Genomic DNA, 22,117 nt, shown 5'->3' with positions numbered 1-22,117 from the left:
GTGGCGGGCAGCGGGCGGTGTCAGAGCAGCTCGGTCACCGTTCCCGCGCCGACCGTGCGGCCGCCCTCGCGGATCGCGAAGCCGAGACCGGACTCCAGCGGCACGTCACGGCCCAGCTCGACGGTCATGGTGACCGTGTCGCCGGGGCGCGCGACCGCCGCCTCGCCGAGGTCGACGTCGCCGACGACGTCCGCCGTACGGATGTAGAACTGCGGCCGGTAGCCGGTGGCGACCGGGGTGGTCCGGCCGCCCTCCTTCGCCGACAGCACGTACACCTGCGCGGTGAACCGGCGGCTCGGCGTGACGCTGCCGGGTGCGGCCACGACATGGCCGCGGCGGACCCGGTCGCGCTCCACCCCGCGCAGCAGCAGCGCGACGTTGTCCCCGGCCTCGGCGGACTCCATCGGCTTGCCGAAGGTCTCCAGGCCGGTGACGACCGTCTCGATGTCCGCGCCCAGCACCTGGACCCTGTCGCCGACGCGGACGGTGCCGCGCTCGACGGCGCCGGTGACGACGGTGCCCCGGCCGGTGATGGTCAGGACGTTCTCGACGGACAGCAGGAACGGGGCGTCGGTGTAGCGCACCGGCATCGGTACGTACGTGTCGACGGCGTCCAGCAGCCCTTCGATCGCCGCCGTCCACCGCGGGTCGCCCTCCAGCGCCTTGAGCCCGGAGACCCGGACCACGGGGACGGTGTCGCCGCCGTACCCGTGCGCGGAGAGCAGCTCGCGGACCTCCAGCTCGACCAGGTCGGTCAGCTCGGGGTCGCCCGCGTCGGCCTTGTTGAGGGCGACGACGATGTGGTCGACGCCCACTTGACGGGCCAGCAGGACGTGCTCGGCGGTCTGCGGCATGATCCCGTCGAGCGCGGAGACGACGAGGATCGCCCCGTCGAGCTGCGCCGCTCCGGTGACCATGTTCTTGATGTAGTCGGCGTGCCCGGGCATGTCGACGTGGGCGTAGTGGCGGGTGTCGGTCTCGTACTCGACGTGCGCGATGTTGATGGTGATGCCGCGCTGCGCCTCCTCGGGGGCCCGGTCGATCCGGTCGAAGGACACGTAGGAGGTGGAACCGCCGCCGCGCTCGCTGAGGACCTTGGTGATGGCGGCGGTGAGGGTGGTCTTGCCGTGGTCGACGTGGCCCATGGTGCCGATGTTGAGGTGCGGCTTGGTGCGTACGTAAGCCGTCTTGGACATGGCTGATTCCTTCGGAGAACTCGAAGCCGGGAAGAGAGATGAACCCCAGGGCCCCGCCGACCCTCCCCTTGCGGGGTCCGCCGGACTGTCGGGGGAGGGTCAGCTTCGGGCGCCGCCGATGGGCGCTGCGGCAACGGCGAACGCCGATGCGGCTGCTGCTGCGACAACTGCTGCTGCGGTCCGGGCGCATGCCTCGGCGACCGCGTCGTTCACGGCAGCCTTCGGCGCGTCCGCGACTGCGGACGGCGCTGCGAGGAAGGCGTACCGGAACATGCCCCTGATCATGGCCGGGCGCGGCGGCCACGTCGAATGGTTTTCGGTCGGCTCTCAGAGGTTCTTGAGGGCCTCGCGCACGGAGAGCGGCGACAGCCGGGGCCGCGCGCCGTCGACGAAGTCGCGTACGGCGGTGGGGTCGGTCCTGGCGTACTCGCGCAGGGCCCAGCCGATCGCCTTGCGGATGAAGAAGTCGGGGTGGTCCGCGCGGCGCAGGCAGTAGCCGAACAGCCGGTCGGCGTCGGTGGCTTCCTTGTAGCGCAGCTGGTGGAGGAGGGCGGTCCTGGCGGCCCAGAGGCTGGGGTCGTCGATCCAGCGGTCCATCTCCCGGGCGAGCGCCGGGTCGGCGGCGACCAGGGGGCCCGCGACATGCGCGGCGAGCAGGTCGACGGTGTCCCACCAGGGGACGGTGGTGACGAGGTGATGCAGGACGGGGAGGAAGCCGGAGGTGCAGCGGCCGGCGTGGCGCCGCAGATAGTCGACGGCGAAGTAGTGATATTCACGCTCGGACAGTTGCCAGCAGCGCAGCGCGATGGCCGTGCAGTCCCGCTCGTCCGGCCGCCCGGTGCCCGCCAGTACGGTCCGCGACAGGGCCCGGCGCTCGGGGGTGGGGATCCCGAGGAAGGGTGCGACGTGCTTCATGTACGCGGCGGCGCCCTCGGCCCGTACGGGGTCGGCGGCGGGGGCGTAGGCGGCGACGAGCCGCTCCAGGACGGTGTCGGCGAGGGCGCTGACCGGCGGAACAGGGGCGTCGGCGGCGGGGTTCACGCGACGCACATTACGGCGATCACACATCCTTTTCGGTTAGTCTCCCCGAATGTTCGACCCCGTCCCCGCCGCCCGGCCCGCCTCGGGTCCGGCCCTGCGCCTGACCCGGACACTGCTGTCGCCGTGGTCCCGGTTCTCGATGCTCGTCGTCGTCCTGCTCGGGGCCGCGTCGACGATGCTGCTGTTCGAACCGCAGCGGCTGCTGGCGTCCGGCTGGCCGCCCCAGCTGACCGGGGGCACGGCGGCGATGGTCTTCGGTCTGGCGTACGGGGCGCTGACGGTGGCGTTCGTGCCGCGCCCGCTGCTCAACATCGCGGCGGGCGCGTTGTTCGGCGCGCAGACGGGTCTGGCGGCGGCGCTGGCGGGGACGGTGCTGGGTGCGGGCGTGTCGTTCATGCTGGGCCGGGTGCTGGGGCAGGACGCGTTGCGGACCCTGCTGCGCGGGAGGCTGCTCACCGCGGCGGACGGGGTGCTGAGCCGGCACGGTTTCCGGTCGGTCCTGGCGCTGCGGCTCTTCCCCGGGGTGCCGTTCGCCGCCGCCAACTACTGTGCGGCGACCTCCCGGATGGGCGCTCCGCCGTTCCTCCTGGCGACCGGTCTCGGGTCGATCCCGAACACGGCGGCGTACGTGATAGCCGGCAGCGAGGCCGCGTCGCCGACCTCGCCGGTGTTCCTGGCCGCCATGGGCTTCATCGTGCTGTCCGCTCTCGGCGGGGCGCTGGTCGCCTGGCGCAAACGCCACCGGCTGGGCCGGGACACGCCGGACAACTGAGCGTACGGGGGCACGTGGATGACCGGTCCAGTCGACCTGGCGTTCACTTTCAGGCGATACGCTGCCCGCGACCTCGTTGTCCTTGACCGCACTCCGCACTTTGCACGCAGCCGACGGGCCCAGCCGCCCGTGGCCGATGCACGATCACCTCCGGGATGGCCTAAGCCCCATGAGCTGGTTCGAATCATTCGTCCTGGGACTTGTTCAGGGACTCACCGAGTTCCTGCCGATCTCCTCCAGCGCGCATCTGCGGCTGACGGCCGCGTTCGCCGGCTGGCACGACCCCGGGGCGGCGTTCACGGCGATCACCCAGATCGGCACCGAGGCGGCGGTGCTGATCTACTTCCGCAAGGACATCGCGCGCATCCTGTCGGCCTGGTTCCGCTCCCTGACGGACCGTGCGATGCGCAGCGACCACGACGCCCAGATGGGCTGGCTGGTCATCGTCGGCTCGATCCCCATCGGTGTGCTGGGCCTCACGCTCAAGGACCAGATCGAGGGCCCGTTCCGCGATCTGCGGCTGATCGCGACGACGCTGATCGTCATGGGCATCGTGCTCGGCGTCGCCGACCGGCTGGCCGCACGCGACGAGACGGGCGGCAGGCACCGGGTGGTGAAGGAGCGCAAGACGCTCAAGGACCTGGGCGTCAGGGACGGCCTGATCTACGGTTTCTGCCAGGCGATGGCGCTGATCCCCGGCGTCTCCCGCTCGGGCGCGACGATCAGCGGCGGCCTGCTGATGGGCTACACCCGAGAATCGGCCGCCCGCTACTCGTTCCTGCTGGCGATCCCCGCGGTGCTCGCCTCGGGCGCGTACGAACTCAAGGACGTGGGCGAGGGACACGTCTCCTGGGGCCCGACGATCTTCGCGACCCTGGTGGCCTTCTTCGTCGGCTACGCCGTCATCGCCTGGTTCATGAAGTTCATCACCACCAAGAGCTTCATGCCCTTCGTCATCTACCGCATCCTGCTCGGCATCCTCATCTTCGTCCTGATCTGGTCCGGCGCGTTGAGCCCGCACGCGGGCGAGTCGGCGGGCTGACCCGACGGGTGTGCGCCCCGCCCGGGAGCAGCCGGGCGGGGCGATCCAGCAGCGCAGCAGCCAGCAGCGCGGATAGATGGTTCCACCGTACGGTGGGGGTCTGACAACGGCCGGGGGGTCAGGGTCGGTCGGGCGTCAGGCCCGTCGCGGACAGGACCGCGTCGACCGTTTCGGCCACTGTCAGGTCCGCGCTGTCGATCCAGATCTTCTCGTCGGCCAGCTCGTCGCGCATCGCCGTCTCCAGGAACGACCAGTCCGTCGTGAGCGTCTTGTCCCGGGCGAGATCGCGCTCGCGGGCCTTCGCCGCGCCCGGGGCCAGGATGACGCGGTGCAGGGGTCCGCCGGTGAGCGTGGCGCGGTAGAAGTCCAGGTGGGCGCGGCGTACGACGACGTCGTCGATGACCGGGAGGAAGCCCGCGGCGGCGAAACTGTCCGCCAGCAGGCAGGCGTTGCGGGCCCGGAGGAGGATCTGGCGGTCCGCCTCCTCGTCCCCGTCGGGCGAGGGCCACCGGCCGCCGGAGACGATCAGTTCCTGGAGGGCGTCCACCTCGATGTGGGCGGAGGCGGCGAACCGGGCGGCCAGCGCCGCGGCCACCGTGCTCTTGCCGCTGCCGGGGATGCCGATCAGCAGGACCGCCCCCGCCGCCCGTGGTTTCGTGTCCACCGGTACTTCCGCCCAGGCCATTCCCGTACTCCCTCGGTCGGTCGGTCCGTCAGTACACGTCCCGTACGTATCTGCGGTCCGAGGCTAGCTGTTTGACCTGGGCGGCCGCCGCGTCGGGTTCGAGTCCGCCGTGGGCGACGGCGATGTCCCGCAGCGCCCGGTCCACGTCCTTGGCCATGCGGGAGGCGTCGCCGCAGACGTAGAGGTGGGCGCCGTCGCGGAGCCAGGACCAGAGCTGGGCCCCGTGCTCGCGCATCCGGTCCTGGACGTACACCTTGGCCCGCTGGTCGCGGGAGAACGCGGTGTCCAGCCGGGTCAGAGTGCCCGAGCGGCTCATCGCGTCGAGTTCCTCGCGGTAGTAGAAGTCCGTGGCGCGGTGCTGCTCGCCGAAGAACAGCCAGTTGGCGCCGGAGTGGCCGAGCGCCCGGCGTTCCTCCAGGAACCCCAGGAACGGGGCGACTCCGGTCCCCGGGCCCACCATGATCATCGGGGTGGCCGGGTCGGCGGGCGGGCGGAAGCGCTCGTTGCGCTGGACGAACACCGGGACGGGGCTGTCCGGTTCGGCGTCCGCGAGGAACGTGGAGGCCACGCCCTTCCGCATCCGGCCGAGGTCGCTCTCGTACCGGATCACGGAGACCGTGAGGCGCATCCGGTGAGGGTCCTCAAGAGGGCTGCTGGCTATGGAGTACAGCCGGGGGCGCAGCGGACCCAGCACCTCGGCCCAGGTGGCGGCTGCGGCCCGTACCGGGTACTCGGCGAGCACGTCGACGGCCTGCCGCCCCCACGTCCACCGGTCCCTCTCGCCCTTGTTGTCGGGGCGCAGCAGCTTCTTCAGGGACCGGTCCCCCGTGTGGTCGGCGACCAGGCGCAGCAGGTCCGGGGTGATGCGCGTGATGTCGAGGTGGCGGTGCAGGGCCGTCTCCAGCGCGACCGTCCCGTGCCCGTCGATGTCCACCTCGGCCGCCGGGTCGAGTCCGGTGACGGCCAGCCATTCGGCCACCAGGTCGGGGCAGTTGAGCGGCCGTACGCCGAGGGCGTCCCCGGCCGTGTACGTCAGCGGGGTCTCCGCGTGCCGCGTGTCGATCGTGAAGGCGCGGACTTCCTTCGTCGCGCCGGGCAGGCTGAGGAGGCGGTTCTCGGTCAGGAGGGCTGTGACGGGCTCGGCCCTGGAGGGCTGTTTCTCCCCCGGTGCCGCTGCTCTGATCATCGCCTTTGTCGGCGTGGCTTCCGATGCCGTCGTTCCTTCCGGATTCGTCGCCTCCAGTGCCGCCCTGACCTCCTTGAGCCACTGGCCGAAGGGCTGCTCGTACTCCGGTTCGCAGTCGGTGCGCGGCACCAGCCGCTCCGCGCCCAGTTCGCCGAAGCGTTCGTCCAGGCGGCGGCCATGGCCGCAGAAGTCGTCGTACGTGGAGTCGCCGAGCGCGAGTACGGCGTAGCGGACGCCTTCCAGGCGCGGGGTCTCGGGGGTGTTCAGCGACTCCCAGAAGCCGGAGCCGTTGTCGGGGGCGTCGCCGTCGCCGAAGGTGCTGGTGACCACGAGGAGGTCGGCCGGGCTCGGCAGCGCGTCGGGCGTTCCGTCGTCCATGCCGAGGAGCGTGGTGCGGTACCCCTCGGCGGCCAGCGTCCGGGCGGCCGTCGCGGCGACCTCCTCCGCGTTGCCGGTCTGCGAGGCCCACAGCACGACGACCGGGCGGCCGCTCTGTTCCTCCGGGGCATCCTCCGGTGGTGCGGGCGCGATCCCGGGTCCCGGGGGCTCCGGGAGCCGGGAGTAGGCGCCGGCCAGCACTCCGTCCACCCACAGGGCGTGGTCCGGGGCGAACGGGGCGCCCGCCGGAAGCACCGGGGTGCCCGCCGGGCGGGTGCCGAGGCCCGCCAGGAATCCGGCCAGATAGCGGCGTTCCGCGTCGGTCAGGACCGGCGGGGCGGTCTCCGCCAGACCCAGGGCGCCCGCCAGCCCCGTCAGGTCCGCGAGCCCCGCCCGGTCGCCCGATCCCGCGGGCCCTATCCGATCCGCCGGCCCCATCCCGTCCGCCGGATCCGCCCCGCCCCCGGTCTCCGCCAGGCCGAGAGCCCCCGCCGTGGCGGGAGCCAGGCGTACCGCCGGGGCCGCGACCTTCGCCAGCCGGACCGCGCACACCTTCAGCTCCGGCTGGAACGAGATCGGGTCGACCGCGTCGTTCGTCACCGCGTTCACGCCGAGGTACTCGCCGAACAGGTCGTTCCAGTGGAACGGCGCGAAGCACTCCCCCGCCGCGACCCGGTCCGTGATCCGGGCCGGGAGCACCGCGCGGCCGCGCCGCGAGGCGACCTCGACGCCGTCGCCCTCGGCCAGCCCCAGCGCGGCCGCGTCGTCGGGGTGGATCTCCACGAAGGGGGCCGGGTCCAGCCGGTTCAGTTTGGTGATCTTCGCGGTCTTGGTGAGGGTGTGCCACTGGTGCTGGAGCCGCCCGGTGTTCAGGACGAACGGGAAGTCCTCGTCGGGCATCTCGGCGGGCGGCAGATGCGGGCGGGCGTGGAAGACGGCCCGGCCGCCGGGCAGCGGGAAGGCGAGCCTCGGCACACTGCCGTCGGGCCGTACGGTCAGCTCCTGGCTGACACCGTCGTTGAGGTAACGCACGGGGTTGCGGGCGGGCCCTTCGGCGTCCGCGCTCGGCCACTGGACCGGCGTCCCGCGCAGCCGCTCGTACGTCACTCCGCGCAGGTCGTAGCCGGTGTGCGGGTTCCAGGCCCGGGTGATCTCGGCGAAGATCTCCTCGGCGCTCGTGTAGCCGAAGGCGTCCTCGTACCCCAGGGCGCAGGCGACCTCCGCGATGATCCGCCAGTCCGGCCACGCCTCCCCGGGCGGGTCGGTGGCCCGGCGGGAGAGGGTGAGCGTGCGCTCCGAGTTGATCATCACGCCCTCGGACTCGGCCCAGAGCGCGGCGGGCAGGACGATATCGGCGTACGCGTTGGTCTCGGTGTCGGCGAACACGTCCTGGGTGACGACGAATTCGGCGGCCTCAAGGCCCTCGATGACGGTCCGGCGGTTGGCGACCGAGGCGACCGGGTTGGTGCAGATGATCCAACAGGCCTTGATCTCCCCCTCGGCCATGCGCCGGAACAGGTCGACGGTGCCGCTGCCCGAGCCGTCCGCGCGCAGGGTGCCGGGTTCGATGCCCCACAGCTCCTCGGTGAAGGCGCGGTCCTCGTCGGACAGGACCGATCGCTGGCCGGGCAGCCCGGGGCCCATGTAGCCCATCTCGCGGCCGCCCATGGCGTTGGGCTGGCCGGTGAGCGAGAACGGGCCGCTGCCGGGGCGGCAGATCGCGCCGGTCGCCAGGTGCAGGTTGATCAGCGCGTTGGTGTTCCAGGTGCCGTGGGTGGACTGGTTGAGCCCCATCGTCCAGCAGCTCATCCACTCGCCCGCCTCGCCGATCCAGCGGGCCGCCTGCCGGATGTCGTCCTCCGGGATGCCGGTGATCTCCGCGACCGCGGCGGGCGGGTAGTCGCGGAGGAAGGCGGGCATCTGCTCCCAGCCCTCGGTGTGCTGGGCGATGAACTCCGGGTCGGTGTGCCCGTTCTCGACGAGGAGGTGCAGCAGGCCGTTGAGGAGGGCCAGGTCGGTACCGGGCCGGATCCGCAGATACAGGTCCGCCTTGGCGGCGGTCGCGTTGCGCCGGGGGTCGACGACGATGAGCTTCGCGCCCGCCTTGACGCGCTCCATCATCCGCAGGAAGAGGATCGGATGGCAGTCGGCCATGTTGGCGCCGGTGACGAGGAAGACGTCGGCGTGGGCGAAGTCCTCGTAGGAGCCGGGCGGTCCGTCCGCGCCGAGGGACAGCTTGTAGCCGCTGCCCGCGCTCGCCATGCAGAGCCGGGAGTTGGACTCGATGGTGTTGGTCCGCAGGAAGCCCTTGGCCAGCTTGTTGGCGAGGTACTGCGCCTCCAGCGTCATCTGGCCGGAGACGTAGAGGGCCACCGCGTCCGGGCCGTGGGTGTCCAGCACGGACCGCAGCCGGCGCGCCGTCTCCGCGATGGCGGCGTCCCGGCCGAGCGGGGCGGGCTGCTCGCTGCGGTCGGCGCGGGCCAGGGCGGTGGTCAGCCGGCCGGGGGCGGCGAGGAGGTCCGCGCCGGTCGCGCCCTTGGTGCACAGCCGGCCGGCGTTCGACGGGTGCTCCTTGTCGCCGGACGCCTTCACGACGGTGCGGCGGCCGTCGGGCCCGGCGGCGATGTCGAGGACGATCCCGCAGCCGACACCGCAGTACGAGCAGACCGTACGCACCCGGTCGGTGGCGGGGGCGTCCGGCGGCGGGGTCGGCACGGTCATGTGCGGGGCCCTTCGGGGGCGGGCGTTCCCGGAGGGACGCGGGGCGGGCGGCGGTCGCTCCCGAATCTAGGAAAGGCCCGTTACCCAGGGATGACACCGGGCGAACAACGCCGGTTACGTCGCCTGCACACCGGCCGGGAACCGCCGGTGAGGCTTCCGGCAGCGGGCCCCTGGCGTCGTCCCGTGATCACGTCGCCCGGTGATCACGAGGAAGGCCCGGGCAGGACATCGGCCTGTGATTACGCGGGAACTTCCCCACCGGGGCGGCCGACTACTGGAGAGACGCCGGGTGCGGACGCCCTCCCGGTGACGCGAGCGGCGGCCGGTGCGACGGGACGGCCGCCGGGGTGACCGCCGCAGTACACCCACGGGGCCCCGGGCCCGGGAGGAGACCGCGAGGCATGCACTGGTACGAGGACGACGCGCTCTGGTCCGATTTCGCGCCGACGATGTTCCCACCGGCACGGGCCGAGTCCGCCGCCGCCCTGGTCGCGTCCTCCCCGCTGCTGGACTTCCCACCGGGCACGAGAGTCCTGGACCTGTGCTGCGGGCCCGGCCTCTTCGTGGTGCCGCTGGCGGGCCGCGGGTACGAGGTGACGGGCGTCGACCTGTCCCCGTCGATGCTGGAGAGCGCCCGTACCGCCTGCGACGCGGCGGGCGCCGCGGTCCGGCTGGAGCGGGCCGACATGCTCACGTACCGGGAGCCGGGCGCCTTCGACGTGATCCTGAACGTGTTCACGTCGTTCGGCTACTTCGACGAGGCCGAGGACAACCTCCAGGTGCTGCGCAACGCGTACGAGAGCCTCGCGCCGGGCGGGCAGCTCCTGGTGGACGTGATGGGGAAGGAGGTGCTGGCGGGCTGGATCGGGCGGCCGAAGGCGGTCGACCTGCCCGACGGCTCCTACGTCGTCCAGCGTGACACCGTCCTCGACAGCTGGCGGCGGCTGCGCACCGACTGGACGCTGGTGCGCGGCACGACGGCCCGCACCGCCTCCATCACCTCCTGGCTCTACTCGGCGGCCGAGCTGCACGCCCTCTTCGAGAGCGCGGGCTTCACGGACGTGGAGTGCTTCGGCGGGTTCGACGCATCCGGCTACGACCAGCGCTCGGACCGGCTCATCGTGCGCGGGCGGCGCAAGTGAGGGCGGGGGCGGACGCCCGTCCGCGCACCGCCACCACGCCCGTGCCGGGGGCGGACGCCGCTCCGCGCACCGCCACCACGCCGGCCGCCACCGTCCACCGCCACATCACCGACGCCATGAAGACCCCGGACCTGATCCGGCTGACCGACGACGTCGTCCTCGCCCGCTTCGAGACGATGAAGGTGTACGCGGCCCTCGGCGCGGTCCGCTCGCTGCTGCGCCGGGGCCGGGTGGTCCCCGGGCAGACCCTGGTCGACAGCTCCAGCGGGATCTACGCGCTGGCGCTCGCCATGGCCTGCCACCGCTACGGGCTGCGCTGCCACATCGTCGCCTCCACCACCGTGGACGCCACCATGCGAGCGCAGTTGGAGATCCTCGGCGCGACGGTCGACGCGATGCCGCCCTCGCAGAGCCTGCGTCTGGACCAGGAGCTGCGCGTACGCCATGTGCGCCGGCTGCTGGCCGAGCGGCCGGACTTCCACTGGATGCGGCAGTACCACGACGGGGTCCACCACGAGGGCTACCGGGAGTTCGCGGAGCTGCTGACCGGGGCGCTGCCGGAAGGCCCGCTGACCGTGGTCGGCGCGGTGGGCACGGGTGCGTCGACCGGCGGACTGGCGCGTGCGCTGCGGGAGTCGGGGCGGCCGGTGCGGCTGGTGGGCATCCAGCCGTTCGGCAGTGTGACTTTCGGGAGCGAGCGGTTCGAGGACCCGGAGGCGATCATCGCGGGCATCGGCAGCTCGATCCCGTTCGGGAACGTCCGCCACGAGCTGTACGACACCGTCCACTGGCTGGACTTCCGCCATGCGATGGCCGGGGCGGTCGGACTGCTGCGGGAACACGCCGTGTTCGCGGGTCTCTCCACCGGGGCGGCCCATCTGACGGCCTCCTGGGAGGCGGCCCGCGATCCCGGGCGGCTGCATCTGGTGCTGGGCGCCGACACCGGACACCGTTACGCGGAACGGGTGTTCGCCCGGCATGCCGAGGCGCTGGACCCGGCGGGGCTGCGGCCCCGGACCATCGCGTCGCCGGACGAACTGCGGCCGCCGTGGTCGGTGATGGAGTGGGCCGGGCGCGCCGCTCCGGAGGCCGCCAGGACCGATGAGGGCGATGTCCCCTCCCCCGTACCGAGCGTGGAGCTGCTGCCATGACGATCGTCGCACTGGAGTCCCTGTCCTTCGGCCTGGGGCGGATGGCGGAGGCCGCCGCGGAGGCGGGGCACCGGCTGTGCCTGCTGACGGGCGACCGCGCGGTCTACCGGCACGAGTTGGCGGTGCTGCCGCCGGACGCGCTGGACGTCGTCGACGTCGACACCTGGGACCAGGACGCCGTCCGCCGGGCACTGGCCGCCGTGCCGGACCTGGCCGGGCTGATCAACACGACGGACACCTGGAGCCTGCCGGCCGCCGACCTGGCCCGTGAACTCGGGCTCCCGGGACCGGATCCGGAGGCTGTGGCGCTGCTGCGGGACAAGCGCCGGGTCCGGGAGACGCTCCACGCACACGGGCTGAGCCGCAGTACGGCCGTGGTCGTCCCGCCGGGTCCCGAAGGCGCCGGGGAGGTGCTGCGGGCAGTGGGGCTGCCCGCGGTCCTGAAGGACTCGGCGGGCACCTCGTCCCGCGATGTGTGGATCGTGCACGACGAGGAGGCCCTGCACCGGGCGCTGGCGGAGGCGGGTGAACAGCGCCTGGCGGGCGCGCTGTTCGCCGAGGCGTTCCTCGCCGGTCCGCTGTACAGCGCGGAGACCGTCAGCTGGGACGGGACCACCCGGCTGCTCGGGGTGCTGAGCCGCCAGACGTCCCGGGCCGCGGTGGTACGGGAGGAGGCGGCGGCGTTCCCGGTGGCGCTGCCGGAGGCCGAACGGGCCGGGATCGAGGCGTGGGCGGGCCGGGTCCTGGCGGCGGCCGGGCATCAACGGGGCTTCGCCCACGTGGAGTTCATCCTGACGGCCGACGGGCCCGAACTCGTCGAGATCAACCGGAGGATCGGCGGCGCGCTGGTCGGCGAGGTGCTGTGCCGCACGCTGCGGACCAACGTCTACACGGCCATGATGGACGAGGCTCTGGGCCGCCGCCCGGCACTTCTGGACGCCTCGCTCGACGGCGAAGGCCCCGCGTACGGCTTCGTGTTGGTGTACGCGGAGCGGCCCGGGGTGCTGAAGGGCTGGCTCGGGCTCGACGAACTCGCCGCGTTTCCCGGGGCGGTGGAGTGGTTCCCGGTGCGCGAGCCCGGCGAGAGCGTGGTCCACGTCGGCGACCAGCGGGGCTGTACGGGCATGGTGCTGGCCGAGGGGCACACGGCGGAGCTGGCCCAGCACCGGGCGTGGAGCGCGGCCGTGCGGGTCCGCCCGGTCGTCGTCGCGGACGAGCCGTGAGCCCGGGGCGGTGAGGCCGCTGCGCGCGAAGGTGCCCCCTGGTTCCCGCGTACGGCTTCCGTTCACCGGTCCCCAACGGTTCCTGCTGGCGGGCTCGTTCCTGATCACGCTGGGCAGCTTCGCCGTGCTGCCCTACATGTCGGTGCTGCTGCACCAGCGGCTCGGCCTGGACCTCGGCACGGTCGGCCTCGTGCTGGCCGTCGCCTCGCTGATCCAGTTCGCCGGGGGCGCGGTCGCGGGGCCGGTGACCGGGCGGATCGGGCTGCGGCGCGCGATGCTGCTGGCGCTGGCGCTGCGTACGGCGGGGTTCGCCGCGTTCGTGCCCGGGCTGACGAGTCCGGTCCTCGCGGTCGGGGCGCTGCTGCTGGTGTCGGCGGGCGCGGCGCTGTATCTCCCGGCGAACAAGGCGTACTTGGTGGACGGCGCGCCGGAGACGGCCCGCCCGCGGCTGCTGTCGGCGAGCGGTTCGGCGTTCAACGCGGGGATGGCGCTGGGCCCTCCGGCCGCCGCACCCCTCGTCATGGGCGCGCCCGGGGTGCTGTTCTCCTGCGTCACCGTGCTGTTCGCGCTCGTCGGCGCCGGGCACGCGCTGCTGCCGCCGGGGGCGGCGGACCGGGGGGAGGAGACACGGGCCGCTGCCCCGGACCGGGTTCCGGACGCGCCGCGCCCGGGGCCTTCGCCGTTCGTGGTGACCGTGCTCAGCGTGTACGCGTTCATGTTCTTCCAGCACTACCTGGCGCTGTACGCGGTCCCCCGGACATCCGCCGCCTTCTACGGGGCCGTCCTGACCGGGTACGCGGCCCTCCTCGTCGTCGCCCAGCCGCTGCTGGCGGAACGGGTCGCCGCGATGGGCTACCCGGCCGCGTTGCGGTGGGGGTTCGGGGCGATGGCGGCGGGCATGGCGGCGATCGGCGCCGGAGGGCACGCCGGGATCGCGGTGGGCGGGGCGCTGCTGTGTCTCGGGGAGATCGTGCTCTTCCTCAAGAACGACCTGGAGGCGCTGGCCCGTTCGTCCGCCGCCCCTGCGAGCGTGTTCGGGCGGCAGCGGCTGGCGGCGGGCATCGGAGCGTTCGCGAGCGGGGTGGTGGGCGGTCAGCTGTACGGGGCGGCGGAGGCGGCGGGCTCGGCGCGGGGGTTCTGGGCGGCGGTCTGCCTCCAGTGCCTGCTGCTGCCGGTGTTCCTGCTCCGGCGCCGTACCGCCCGGGACCCCGAGGGATCCCGGGCAGGCGCCGCTTAGGGCACACCCTGGGGCGTGCCGGACGTCGTGGCGACGGTCACGATCCGCCGGACACGCCGGGCGCGGGTTCGGCCGGTTCCGCGCGCCACTGTCCGGCGAGTTCGCGGCGGGCCCGCGCCACGCGGGAGCGGACCGTGCCGATCGGGCAGCCCGCTGCGGCCGCGGCCTCCTCGTAGGACGCGCCCAGCAGTTGGGTGAGCACGAAGGCCTGGCGGCGGGCCGGGTCCAATCGGCGCAGGGCGTCCAGCACCGCAGCGGACTCCTCGAATCCGGGCAGATGGCGGGGCTGGGCGCGTTCCGCCGCGGTCTGCCAGTCCGCGGTGTCGGCGGTCCGGGGCCGTACGGCGGCCGCCCGGTGCCGGTCGATGACGACGCGCCGCGCGATCGACATCAGCCAGGTCCGGGCGCAGGACCGCCCCGCGAACCGGGCCAGTCCGCCCATCGCCCGCAGGTAGGTCTCCTGGGCCAGGTCGTCGGCGCCCGGGGCGTCGGAGCTGAGGTAGGCGACGAACCGGCGGACGTCCTCGTAGGTCGCCCGGACGAACCGGTCGGCGGCCTCCCGGTCCCCGCCGCCCGCGGCCAGCGCCCAGTCGGTGATCTGCCCGTCGTTCTGCCGGGCGGCCGGGACCCGGGGCCGGGGCGGCCGGGTGACGGCCACCCGGAGGACCGGCGGCCGGGGGCCGGTCGCCGCCCCCGCCGACGGCGCGGCGGCAGGTGACCGTACAGCGGCCAGAGGCACGGCCTCGGTTTTCGCGGCGCGTTGCGCGGCGACCGGTTGTACGGGAGCAACCAGTGGTGCGGGGGCAACGGGTTGTGCGGGAGCAACCGGTAGTGCAGGGGAAGCCGATAGCGCGGGAGCAACGGGTTGTGCGGGGGCAGCCGGTAGTGCGGGAGCAGGAAGTGTCACAGCAGTCCTTCGCGTCCTTGCGGAGCCGCGGCAGCGGTCGCCCGGCTCCGGTGACCGGTTCCGTTCCGGACGCGCCGCCGAGAGCGGCGGGCCCGGGGGACCGGCATGCCTGTCACGGGGGTGTGCGCGGGGGCACACACCCGTACCGCCTCCGGCGCGCAGAGGCCGGAGGGCGGATGGAGGTCAGCGGAAGCGGAGGGAGAGCGGGGGCCCGCGCCGGGAGATGGCGTGCAGGGCGAGAAGGTCCTGGAGGCGGCGGCCGGCCCGGCGGCGGGTGCGCCGCCGGGCGGGCGGCGCAGGGGCGGGCGGCGTCGCGGACCACAGGAGCCAGGCCGTCCGCAGCGGGGCGCGGACGAACAGGGCCAGACAGCGGCCCAGCCGGGCGACGGCGACCTCGCCGCGCCACAGCCACCAGCCGCAGACCAGCCCGGCCAGCGCGTGGGCGGCGGCCATGCCGAGGGTGAACGCCGTTCCGTCGAAGGCGGCCAGAAGCCCCATCAGATCCGACGAGCCGCCGATCGGGACCTCGTGCGCGGAGTGGCCCATCGCCCCCGAAGCGTGGTGTCCACCGCCCGCGTGGTGCGCGCCGGCTCCGGACGGCAGCCAGGATCCGGCACCGGAGAAGAAGGCGTGCAGCCCCAACTGACCCAGGACGTGGGCGGCGACGGTCGCCGGGGCGCTCCGCTGCCGCGCGGCGAGCCACCAGCCCGCCCCGCACACCGGCAGCAGCGCGGCGGCCTGCACGAGCAGAGGCAGGGGCGCGCCGGACATCAGGGCATGGCCGAGCCCGGACACGGCGACGCACACGACCGCGAACAGCGCGGTGCGCCCGAGTCGGAGTGCGGTTCCGGCTCCCATGGCAGCCATGGTGCCAGCCGTACCCACCCCGGCGAGAAGAGCACCAGATGCCGAAACAGGGGGAGTTCACCTCGTTTGCCCCACCAGCACCATCTGTGATCCATGTCACATGGTAGCGCCGGGAACTTTCCCCTTCCGCCGCCCGACTGCTCCAACAACGCGTCTGCGTACGCCTCGTGGCCCGGGGCCGCCGCGTCCGCCCCCTCATCCCCGCCCCGAAGAGGCCGCATGACGAACCCGCCCCCCGCCCATGAACCGGCAGCGGCCGCCGAGACACCCGAAAGCACCGCGCCCGACGACAGTCAGGTCCCCGGGCCCCGGCGGCCGGGAGAGCCGAGACGGCCGACGCTCCGCTCCGACCTCCGGGACTCGTGGCCCGACGGTCTTGTGGCGCTCGTCATCACCGCGGCGGTCTTCGTCCTGCTCTACATACGCATCCGCAACAAGACCTCCTCCACGGTCACCGTGATGCCGTTCATGGCCGACGCGGGCGGCTTCTGGATGTACTTCCTCAGCCAGGCGTTCGGCTGGTCCGCCCTGCTCTGGGCCTGGGGCACGGTCATCCTCGGGCTGATGCTGTCCGGCCCGCGCCCCTCCCGCCTGCCGCTGTCGGGCCCCCGGCTGGAGCGCCTGCACCGCACGACGAGCCTCAACACCATCGCCCTGATCGCGGCCCACGCCCTGCTCTTCGCGGCCGAACTGGTCCGGCACGACACGGCCGCCTGGAACTCCGCCGTCGCCACCGCCTTCGTGGAGGCCTTCGTCCCCGGCGGCTACGACTCCGGGACCGGGCGGATCGCCATCCCCGTCGGCCAGGCGGCGCTCTACCTCGCGATCCCGCTCGGGCTGCTCTTCTACGTACGCCACCGCATCGGCCCCAGAACCTGGCGGGTCCTGCACCGCTTCGTGATCCTCGTCTACGTCCTCAGCGTCTGGCACACCCTGCTGTACGGGACCAACGTCTGGTACGACGGCTGGTTCCGCACCACCGTCTGGCTGCTCCAGCTCCCGATCGCCGCGCTGCTGCTCCTACGGCTGCTGCGGCCCGCCCGCCGCTCCGAGAAGCTGCCCGGCCGGCCCGGCGCGACCGCCGGGGCCCGTGCGGGATGGGCGCTGCGGCTGGGCGGCCGGCTCGCGGTGGTGGCGGTCGTGGTGGCGCTGGTCGCCGTCGTGGCCAGTGGCAGGGACGGCGGGCGCAGCGTGCCCCCGGAGGACACCTCCTCCACCCACAACCACGACTGACCCTGCTGACACGACCGAGCGGCCGTCCGCCACCACGGACGAGCGCCGTCGGCCCGCGACGTACGCTCGGAGGCATGACCACCAACGATCTTCCCGTGATCGCCGCCGTCGACGGCTCCACGCACAGCCGGCAGGCGCTGGACTGGGCCACCCGAGAAGCCGTGCGACGCGGGCTGCCGCTGCTGATCGTCCATGTCCGCCCGCTCACCCGGCAGGTCGACGAGGAGACCGGGCGGCGCGAGGCCGAGGCGCTGCTGGCCGATTCCGTACGCCGGAGCGCGCTCATCGCCCCGGAGCTGCGGCCGTCGACGCTGGCCCCGCTGGACTTCCCGTCGGCGGCCCTGGTCTCGCTCGGCCGGGACGCGTCGATGATCGTGGTCGGATCGCGCGGGCTCGGCGGCTTCCGCTCGCTGATGATCGGTTCCAACAGCCTCGCCACCGCGTCGATGGCGAGCTGTCCCGTCGTCGTGGTGCAGGACGACCGCCCCGAGGGGGACGACGACCGGGGCGCGGACGCGGACGCCTTCACGGACATCGTGGCGGGGGTGGCCGCCGACGAGAGCAGCGAGGCGGTCCTGGAGTTCGCCTTCGCCACCGCGGCCTCCCGGCCGGGCGCGCGGCTGCGGATCGTCCACGGCTGGACGATGTTCTCCTCGATGCTCGCGGGCGGTCCGGTGCTTGACCGGCAGGAGGCGGCGGGGTCGGCCGCCCGGACGCTCGCCGAGCTGACCTCGGGCTGGCACGAGAAGTATCCGCAGGTGGAGATCGTCCGGGAGCCGGTCAACGGTTCCGCCTCGCGCACCCTGGTGACCGCGTCGGCGACGGCGGCCCTGACGGTGATCGGCCGCCGCAAGGGCGGCGAGTCGCTCGGGCTCGGGCTGTCCCCGGTGGCGCAGACGACGGTCACGCACGCGCTGGGTCCGGTCGCCGTCGTCCCCTGCTGAGACCGTTCCCCCGGCGCGCACCGGGGGGAGATGGCCCGCGCTCAGGTCGGCGCAGGCCTCTTGGCCCGGCGGGCGGCTTGACCGAGACTTGACCGATGACACAGCGTGTGGCGCTCGCGACCGTAATGGACCGGCTTGCCATCGATGCGGTGATCACCGGGTACGCGGTGGCCGTCGACGACGGGGCCTGGGCGGACTACGGCGCCCTGTTCACCCCGGACGGCCGCGCGGACTACCGGGGCGCGGGCGGCGTGGAGGGCCCGGCCGAGGAGGTGGCCCGGTGGCTGGAGGAGACGATGCGTCTCTTCCCCGTACGCCAGCACCTGATCGTCAACCGCCGGATAGACCTGGAGGACCTGGGCGGCTACACCGGTGACCGGGCCGAGGTGCGGGCCGACTACCTCAATCCGATGTGCCTGGCCCGGCAGTCGGCGGACGGTCCGGACGCGGCGGGTGCCGGGCAGCCCGGCGGCGCCACGCCCGACTTCGTGACCGGCGGCCGGTACACCTTCGCGCTGCAACGCGCCGAGCCGGGCTGGCTGATCCGCACGGTCACCGTCCACGAGAAGTGGCGCCGGGCCCCGGGTCCGTAGAGCCTGTCGTCGAATTGCGCACCTGCCGGGCGACGCCCGGCCCCGGGGCCGTACGCCGTGCCCCGCTCGGCCCGCGTCCTGTGTCCGGCGGGGATCACCTCCCCCACACTGGGTATCCAGGGGTCGACGCGGCGGGGGCGATCGCCCGCCCGCGCAGGACCGAGGAGGGCACGGCATGCGAATCCGGGGCGGGCGTCTCCCGGTCGGCCGGAACGCGGCCGACACCTCCGGAAGCGGCGGCGCCGACGCGCCCGGCGGCAGCTCCGCCGACGACGGCACGCCCGCAGGAGGCACGCCCAGCGGCAGCACGACCGGCGCCGGGTCCACGACGGGCGGCCCGGGCTCCCCCGGTGCCGGCCGCCTCGCCTCCCCCTGGACCCGGGCCGGTGCGCTGCTGCTCGCCGGGGCGCTGCCCGCGCTCGCCTTTCCCGCGCCCGGGCTCTGGTGGTTCGCCTATGTGGCGCTGATCCCCTGGCTGTCGCTGATCCGTACGGCGCACACGCCGCGCCGGGCGGCGCTGGACGGGTGGATCGGCGGCATCGGGTTCGTCATCGCCGTGCACCACTGGCTGATGCCGAGCCTCCATGTCTTCATCGTGCTGCTGGCCGCCCTTCTCGGGCTGCTCTGGGCCCCCTGGGGCCTGCTCGTGGCCCGGCTGCTCGGCGGCTCCCCCTCCGCGCGGCGTGCCGTGGCCGCCGTGGTCGTCGTGCCCTCCGGGTGGCTGCTGATCGAGCTGGTCCGGTCCTGGGAAGGGCTCGGCGGGCCCTGGGGGCTCCTCGGGGCGAGTCAGTGGGAGGTCTCCCCCGCTCTGCGGGTCGCCTCGGTGGGCGGGGTGTGGCTGGTGAGCCTGCTAGTGCTGGCGGTGAACACCGGTGTGGCGCTGCTGATCGCCGCTCCCGCCGCCCGTACGGCCGCCGGGGTCGTGCTCCTGGTGTGCGCCCTGTCCGTCACCGCGATGTGGGCCTGGGCGCCCCGGCCCGAGAGCGCGGGCACGGTCAGGATCGCCGTCGTGCAGCCGGGGATCGTGGAGGGGCCGGGGAGCGTCGCGCGCCGCCTCGACCGGGGCGAGGAGCTGACCCGCTCGCTGGCGGGCCGGGGCGTGGACCTCGTGGTGTGGGGCGAGAGCAGCATCGGGGCCGGGGCGTGGGAGAACCCGGAGACCGCGCGGCGGCTGGCGGAGCTGTCCCGTCTGGTCGGCGCGGATCTGCTGGTCAATGTGGACGCGCGGCAGACGGACGGTTCGGGGCGGTCGGGGATCTTCAAGTCGGCGGTGCTCGTGGGCCCCGACGGGCCGACCGGGGACCGCTACGACAAGATGCGACTTGTCCCGTTCGGCGAGTACGTCCCGGCCCGCTCCCTGCTGGGGTGGGCGACCTCCGTGGGCAAGGCGGCGGGCGAGGACCGGCTGCGCGGTAACCGCCAGGTGGTGATGACCCTGCCGGACGGGGCACGGGGGCTGCGGATCGGCCCGCTGGTCTGCTTCGAGACGGCGTTCCCCGACATGAGCCGCAGGCTGGTGCGCGACGGCGCGCAGGTGCTCGTCGCGCAGTCCGCCACCTCGACGTTCCAGGACAGCTGGGCCCCGGCCCAGCACGCGTCGCTGGGGGCGCTGCGGGCCGCCGAGAACGGCCGCCCGATGGTCCACGCCACGCTCACCGGGATCAGCGCGGCGTACGGGCCCGAGGGCGAGCGGGTGGGCCGCCCGCTCGCCACGGACGCGAGCGCGGCGGAGGTGTTCGACCTGCCGCTGGCGCGCGCGGAGACGCTCTACGGCCGGTTCGGCGACTGGCCGGTGTACGGGGCGTTCGCGGCGCTGGCCGCGCTGTGCGCCGCCGAGGGGCTGCGGGCGCTCAGGCGGCCTGCTCCAGGGCCTCCCGGACCACCCGCTCGCACAGCTCATGGGTCGCCAGGGCGTCCCGGGCGCTGAGCGTCTCGCCCCGGCGCACCGCGTCGAGGAAGGCGTGCACGCAGGCCTCGATGCCGCGCTGCCGGGCCACGGGGACCCAGTCGCCGCGCCGCCGCACGCTGGGCTGCCCCTTGTGGTTGACGATGTCCGCGAGGTTGAGGACCTGTCGTTTGGTGTCCCGGCCGGAGACTTCCAGGATCTCCTCGGTCGACCCGTTCAGCCGGTTCATCATGCCGATCGCGGTGAATCCGTCGCCGGACAGCTGGAGCACCACGTGGTGCATCAGACCGTCCACGATCCGGGCCCGCACGGTGGTGTGGTCGACGGTGCCCGGGGCCAGGAAGCGCAGGGTGTCGACGACGTGGATGAAGTCGTCGAGGATCATCGTCCGGGGGGCCTCGGGCAGCCCGACCCGGTTCTTCTGCATGAGGATCAGCTCGCGCGGGTGCTCCGCGCACTGCGCGTAGCCCGGGGCGAAACGGCGGTTGAAACCGACGGCGAGGCTGACACCGCGTTCCTCGGCGAGGTTCACCAGCCGCTCGGACTCGGCGTACTCGTAGGCGATCGGCTTGTCGACATAGGTGGCGACGCCGGCGTCGATGAGGCGCTCCACGATCTGCGGGTGCACGGCCGTCGGGGCATGCACGAACGCCGCGTCCAGCCCCGCGTCGAGCAGGGAGTCGAGGGTCTCGTGACGGCCCTCGGCCGGAACGCGGTGGGCGTCGCCGACCGTGTGGAGCGTGGCGGGGGTACGGGTCTGAAGATGCGGTTCGACCCCCGGTACGGCGGTGAGCACCGGCAGGTACGCCTTCTGCGCGATGTCGCCGAGTCCGATGCAACCGATCTTCACGAGGGTCTCCCTGTCGCCGTGCCGGGCCGCGGTGCGCGGCTGTTCGCGCCCCGGCAGCATACGTCGCCGCCCCCTTGGACCCTGCTGCCGGTCCGTCCGCAAAACCCCTGGCCAGCCCCATGATCATGGGCCACCATGACCCCATGACTTTTGCCGAACGCCCGGAACCCGCCTTCGACGCCGCCGAACGCCCCATGCTGGAGGGCTGGCTGGACTACCACCGCGAGACGCTGATCGCGAAGTGCACGGGCCTCACGGACGCCCAGCTGCGCGAGGCGTCCGTGCCGCCCTCCGCGCTCACCCTGCTCGGCCTCGTACAGCATCTGGCCGAGGTGGAGCGCTTCTGGTTCCGCGAGATCCTGGCGGGCGAGGAATTGCCGGACCTCTACTCCACCGAGGAGGACCCGGACGCGGACTTCAAGGTGTCGGAGACCACCACCTGGGCCGAGACGGAGGCGGTCTGGCGGGCGGAGATGACGGCGGCGCGCGAGAGCGCCGCCGCGTTCGGCCTGGACGACTTCTCCCAGGGGCTCAGCTCGTCGGGCAAGCCGTTCAATCTCCGCTGGATATACACGCACATGATCGAGGAGTACGCCCGGCACAACGGCCACGCCGACCTGGTGCGCGAGCGCGTGGACGGCGCCACCGGGGCCTGACCTCCCCGGGTCGGCGGCGAGCACTGCCGGACGCCGGTGGCCCCGGGCGGCGCGGTGCGGGGCGCCGTGCTGACCGGGTCACTCGTGCGGGCCATTACCCGCCCTCCGGGGCCCCCGGGGCGGGGCCGCACCGCAGAGTTGGCCGGGTGCAGAGAACCAGAATCACCGCGAAACTCCTGGTCGGGTTGGCGGTCACCGCCGTCTCCGGATGCGTCTCGGTGGCGCCCGGGACCGTTCCCTCCCCGTCCTCCCCCGGTCCGGGAGGCATCGGGGAGGCTCAGGGCGCGGCCCCGCAGATCGTGCAGCCTCCCGCCCGTGAGGGGCTGGAGGTCGTGCCGGATCCGGGCCGGCCGCCCGCCCGGTCTCCCTCCCCCGCGCCTCCGGCCG

General features: G+C 73.6%; 19 protein-coding genes and 1 pseudogene. 12 read left to right on the top strand and 8 right to left on the bottom strand.

Annotation, left to right across the window (positions count from 1 at the left end; all coding sequences use genetic code 11):
* Positions 1-20: 20 nt before the first annotated feature.
* From tuf to A3Q37_RS06380, 3 genes are all read right to left on the bottom strand, one after another.
* Positions 21-1,196: an elongation factor Tu gene (gene tuf / locus A3Q37_RS06385; RefSeq protein WP_065478791.1), complete on the bottom strand. Its 1,176-nt coding sequence runs from the start codon at positions 1,194-1,196 to the stop codon at positions 21-23.
* Positions 1,197-1,295: 99 nt separating this feature from the next.
* Positions 1,296-1,469, bottom strand: coding sequence for a hypothetical protein (locus A3Q37_RS35435; protein ID WP_176711360.1), 174 nt, complete (start codon positions 1,467-1,469; stop codon positions 1,296-1,298).
* A gap of 54 nt (positions 1,470-1,523) precedes the next feature.
* Positions 1,524-2,237: a DNA alkylation repair protein gene (locus A3Q37_RS06380; protein WP_065478789.1), complete on the bottom strand. Its 714-nt coding sequence runs from the start codon at positions 2,235-2,237 to the stop codon at positions 1,524-1,526.
* Positions 2,238-2,286: 49 nt separating this feature from the next.
* On the opposite strand from A3Q37_RS06380, the gene A3Q37_RS06375 reads away from it, so the two are divergent.
* Positions 2,287-3,009: a TVP38/TMEM64 family protein gene (locus A3Q37_RS06375; RefSeq protein ID WP_065478786.1), complete on the top strand. Its 723-nt coding sequence runs from the start codon at positions 2,287-2,289 to the stop codon at positions 3,007-3,009.
* A gap of 169 nt (positions 3,010-3,178) precedes the next feature.
* Entirely contained in the window at positions 3,179-4,051 is an 873-nt protein-coding gene (locus A3Q37_RS06370; RefSeq protein WP_065478783.1) for an undecaprenyl-diphosphate phosphatase, read from the top strand.
* A gap of 118 nt (positions 4,052-4,169) precedes the next feature.
* Here the strand turns inward: A3Q37_RS06370 and A3Q37_RS06365 are convergent, their stop codons facing one another.
* Together A3Q37_RS06365 and A3Q37_RS06360 are read right to left on the bottom strand one after the other, a co-directional pair.
* Positions 4,170-4,736, bottom strand: a complete 567-nt coding sequence (locus A3Q37_RS06365; protein ID WP_065478780.1) for an AAA family ATPase — start codon at positions 4,734-4,736, stop codon at positions 4,170-4,172.
* Between the two features lie 28 nt (positions 4,737-4,764).
* Positions 4,765-9,021, bottom strand: a complete 4,257-nt coding sequence (locus A3Q37_RS06360) for a bifunctional nitrate reductase/sulfite reductase flavoprotein subunit alpha (RefSeq protein WP_065478777.1) — start codon at positions 9,019-9,021, stop codon at positions 4,765-4,767.
* Between the two features lie 401 nt (positions 9,022-9,422).
* On the opposite strand from A3Q37_RS06360, the gene A3Q37_RS06355 reads away from it, so the two are divergent.
* The 4 genes from A3Q37_RS06355 to A3Q37_RS06340 are packed head-to-tail and all read left to right on the top strand — an operon-like array spanning position 9,423 to position 13,774.
* A complete protein-coding gene (locus A3Q37_RS06355) occupies positions 9,423-10,163 on the top strand; it encodes a class I SAM-dependent methyltransferase (protein WP_065478774.1) in 741 nt (246 codons plus the stop codon).
* Complete coding sequence (locus A3Q37_RS06350; RefSeq protein ID WP_107471500.1) at positions 10,160-11,314, top strand: pyridoxal-phosphate dependent enzyme; 1,155 nt, start codon at positions 10,160-10,162, stop codon at positions 11,312-11,314. Before A3Q37_RS06355 ends, A3Q37_RS06350 begins: the two co-directional genes overlap by 4 nt.
* Complete coding sequence (locus A3Q37_RS06345) at positions 11,311-12,537, top strand: ATP-grasp domain-containing protein (protein ID WP_065478766.1); 1,227 nt, start codon at positions 11,311-11,313, stop codon at positions 12,535-12,537. The genes A3Q37_RS06350 and A3Q37_RS06345 overlap by 4 nt, the downstream gene beginning before the upstream one ends.
* A gap of 10 nt (positions 12,538-12,547) precedes the next feature.
* Positions 12,548-13,774 carry an MFS transporter gene (locus tag A3Q37_RS06340; RefSeq protein ID WP_065478763.1) on the top strand — a complete coding sequence of 409 codons (1,227 nt, stop codon included), beginning with the start codon at positions 12,548-12,550 and terminating at the stop codon, positions 13,772-13,774.
* A 37-nt stretch (positions 13,775-13,811) separates the two neighbouring features.
* Here the strand turns inward: A3Q37_RS06340 and A3Q37_RS06335 are convergent, their stop codons facing one another.
* Together A3Q37_RS06335 and A3Q37_RS06330 are read right to left on the bottom strand one after the other, a co-directional pair.
* Complete coding sequence (locus tag A3Q37_RS06335; protein ID WP_065478760.1) at positions 13,812-14,432, bottom strand: sigma-70 family RNA polymerase sigma factor; 621 nt, start codon at positions 14,430-14,432, stop codon at positions 13,812-13,814.
* Between the two features lie 432 nt (positions 14,433-14,864).
* On the bottom strand, positions 14,865-15,539 hold the full coding sequence (locus A3Q37_RS06330) for a hypothetical protein (RefSeq protein ID WP_065478757.1): 675 nt from the start codon (positions 15,537-15,539) through the stop codon (positions 14,865-14,867).
* A 228-nt stretch (positions 15,540-15,767) separates the two neighbouring features.
* On the opposite strand from A3Q37_RS06330, the gene A3Q37_RS06325 reads away from it, so the two are divergent.
* The 4 genes from A3Q37_RS06325 (at position 15,768) to lnt (ending at position 20,245) form a co-directional block, all read left to right on the top strand.
* On the top strand, positions 15,768-16,781 hold the full coding sequence (locus tag A3Q37_RS06325) for a ferric reductase-like transmembrane domain-containing protein (protein WP_065478754.1): 1,014 nt from the start codon (positions 15,768-15,770) through the stop codon (positions 16,779-16,781).
* A 74-nt stretch (positions 16,782-16,855) separates the two neighbouring features.
* Positions 16,856-17,725, top strand: coding sequence for a universal stress protein (locus A3Q37_RS06320; protein ID WP_065478751.1), 870 nt, complete (start codon positions 16,856-16,858; stop codon positions 17,723-17,725).
* 95 nt (positions 17,726-17,820) lie between these two features.
* On the top strand, positions 17,821-18,318 hold the full coding sequence (locus tag A3Q37_RS06315) for a nuclear transport factor 2 family protein (protein WP_065478748.1): 498 nt from the start codon (positions 17,821-17,823) through the stop codon (positions 18,316-18,318).
* Positions 18,319-18,493: 175 nt separating this feature from the next.
* Complete coding sequence (lnt, locus tag A3Q37_RS06310) at positions 18,494-20,245, top strand: apolipoprotein N-acyltransferase (RefSeq protein WP_065478745.1); 1,752 nt, start codon at positions 18,494-18,496, stop codon at positions 20,243-20,245.
* Here lnt and A3Q37_RS06305 read toward each other — a convergent pair.
* Positions 20,169-21,074 (bottom strand): Gfo/Idh/MocA family protein, encoded by a 906-nt coding sequence (locus tag A3Q37_RS06305; RefSeq protein ID WP_065479508.1) that lies wholly within the window; start codon positions 21,072-21,074, stop codon positions 20,169-20,171. The two genes, lnt and A3Q37_RS06305, sit on opposite strands and share 77 nt — an antisense overlap.
* Positions 21,075-21,217: 143 nt before the next feature.
* Here A3Q37_RS06305 and A3Q37_RS06300 point away from each other — a divergent pair, with 143 nt between their 5' ends.
* On the top strand, positions 21,218-21,730 hold the full coding sequence (locus A3Q37_RS06300) for a DinB family protein (protein WP_065478742.1): 513 nt from the start codon (positions 21,218-21,220) through the stop codon (positions 21,728-21,730).
* Between the two features lie 146 nt (positions 21,731-21,876).
* Positions 21,877-22,117: pseudogene (locus A3Q37_RS37470) on the top strand (hypothetical protein); the annotation flags it as partial.

This window comes from Streptomyces sp. PTY087I2 (assembly GCF_001687325.1).
GTDB lineage: Bacteria > Actinomycetota > Actinomycetes > Streptomycetales > Streptomycetaceae > Streptomyces.
Note: the sequence above shows the minus strand (reverse complement) of the source record. Positions and strands in the feature narration are given on the sequence as shown.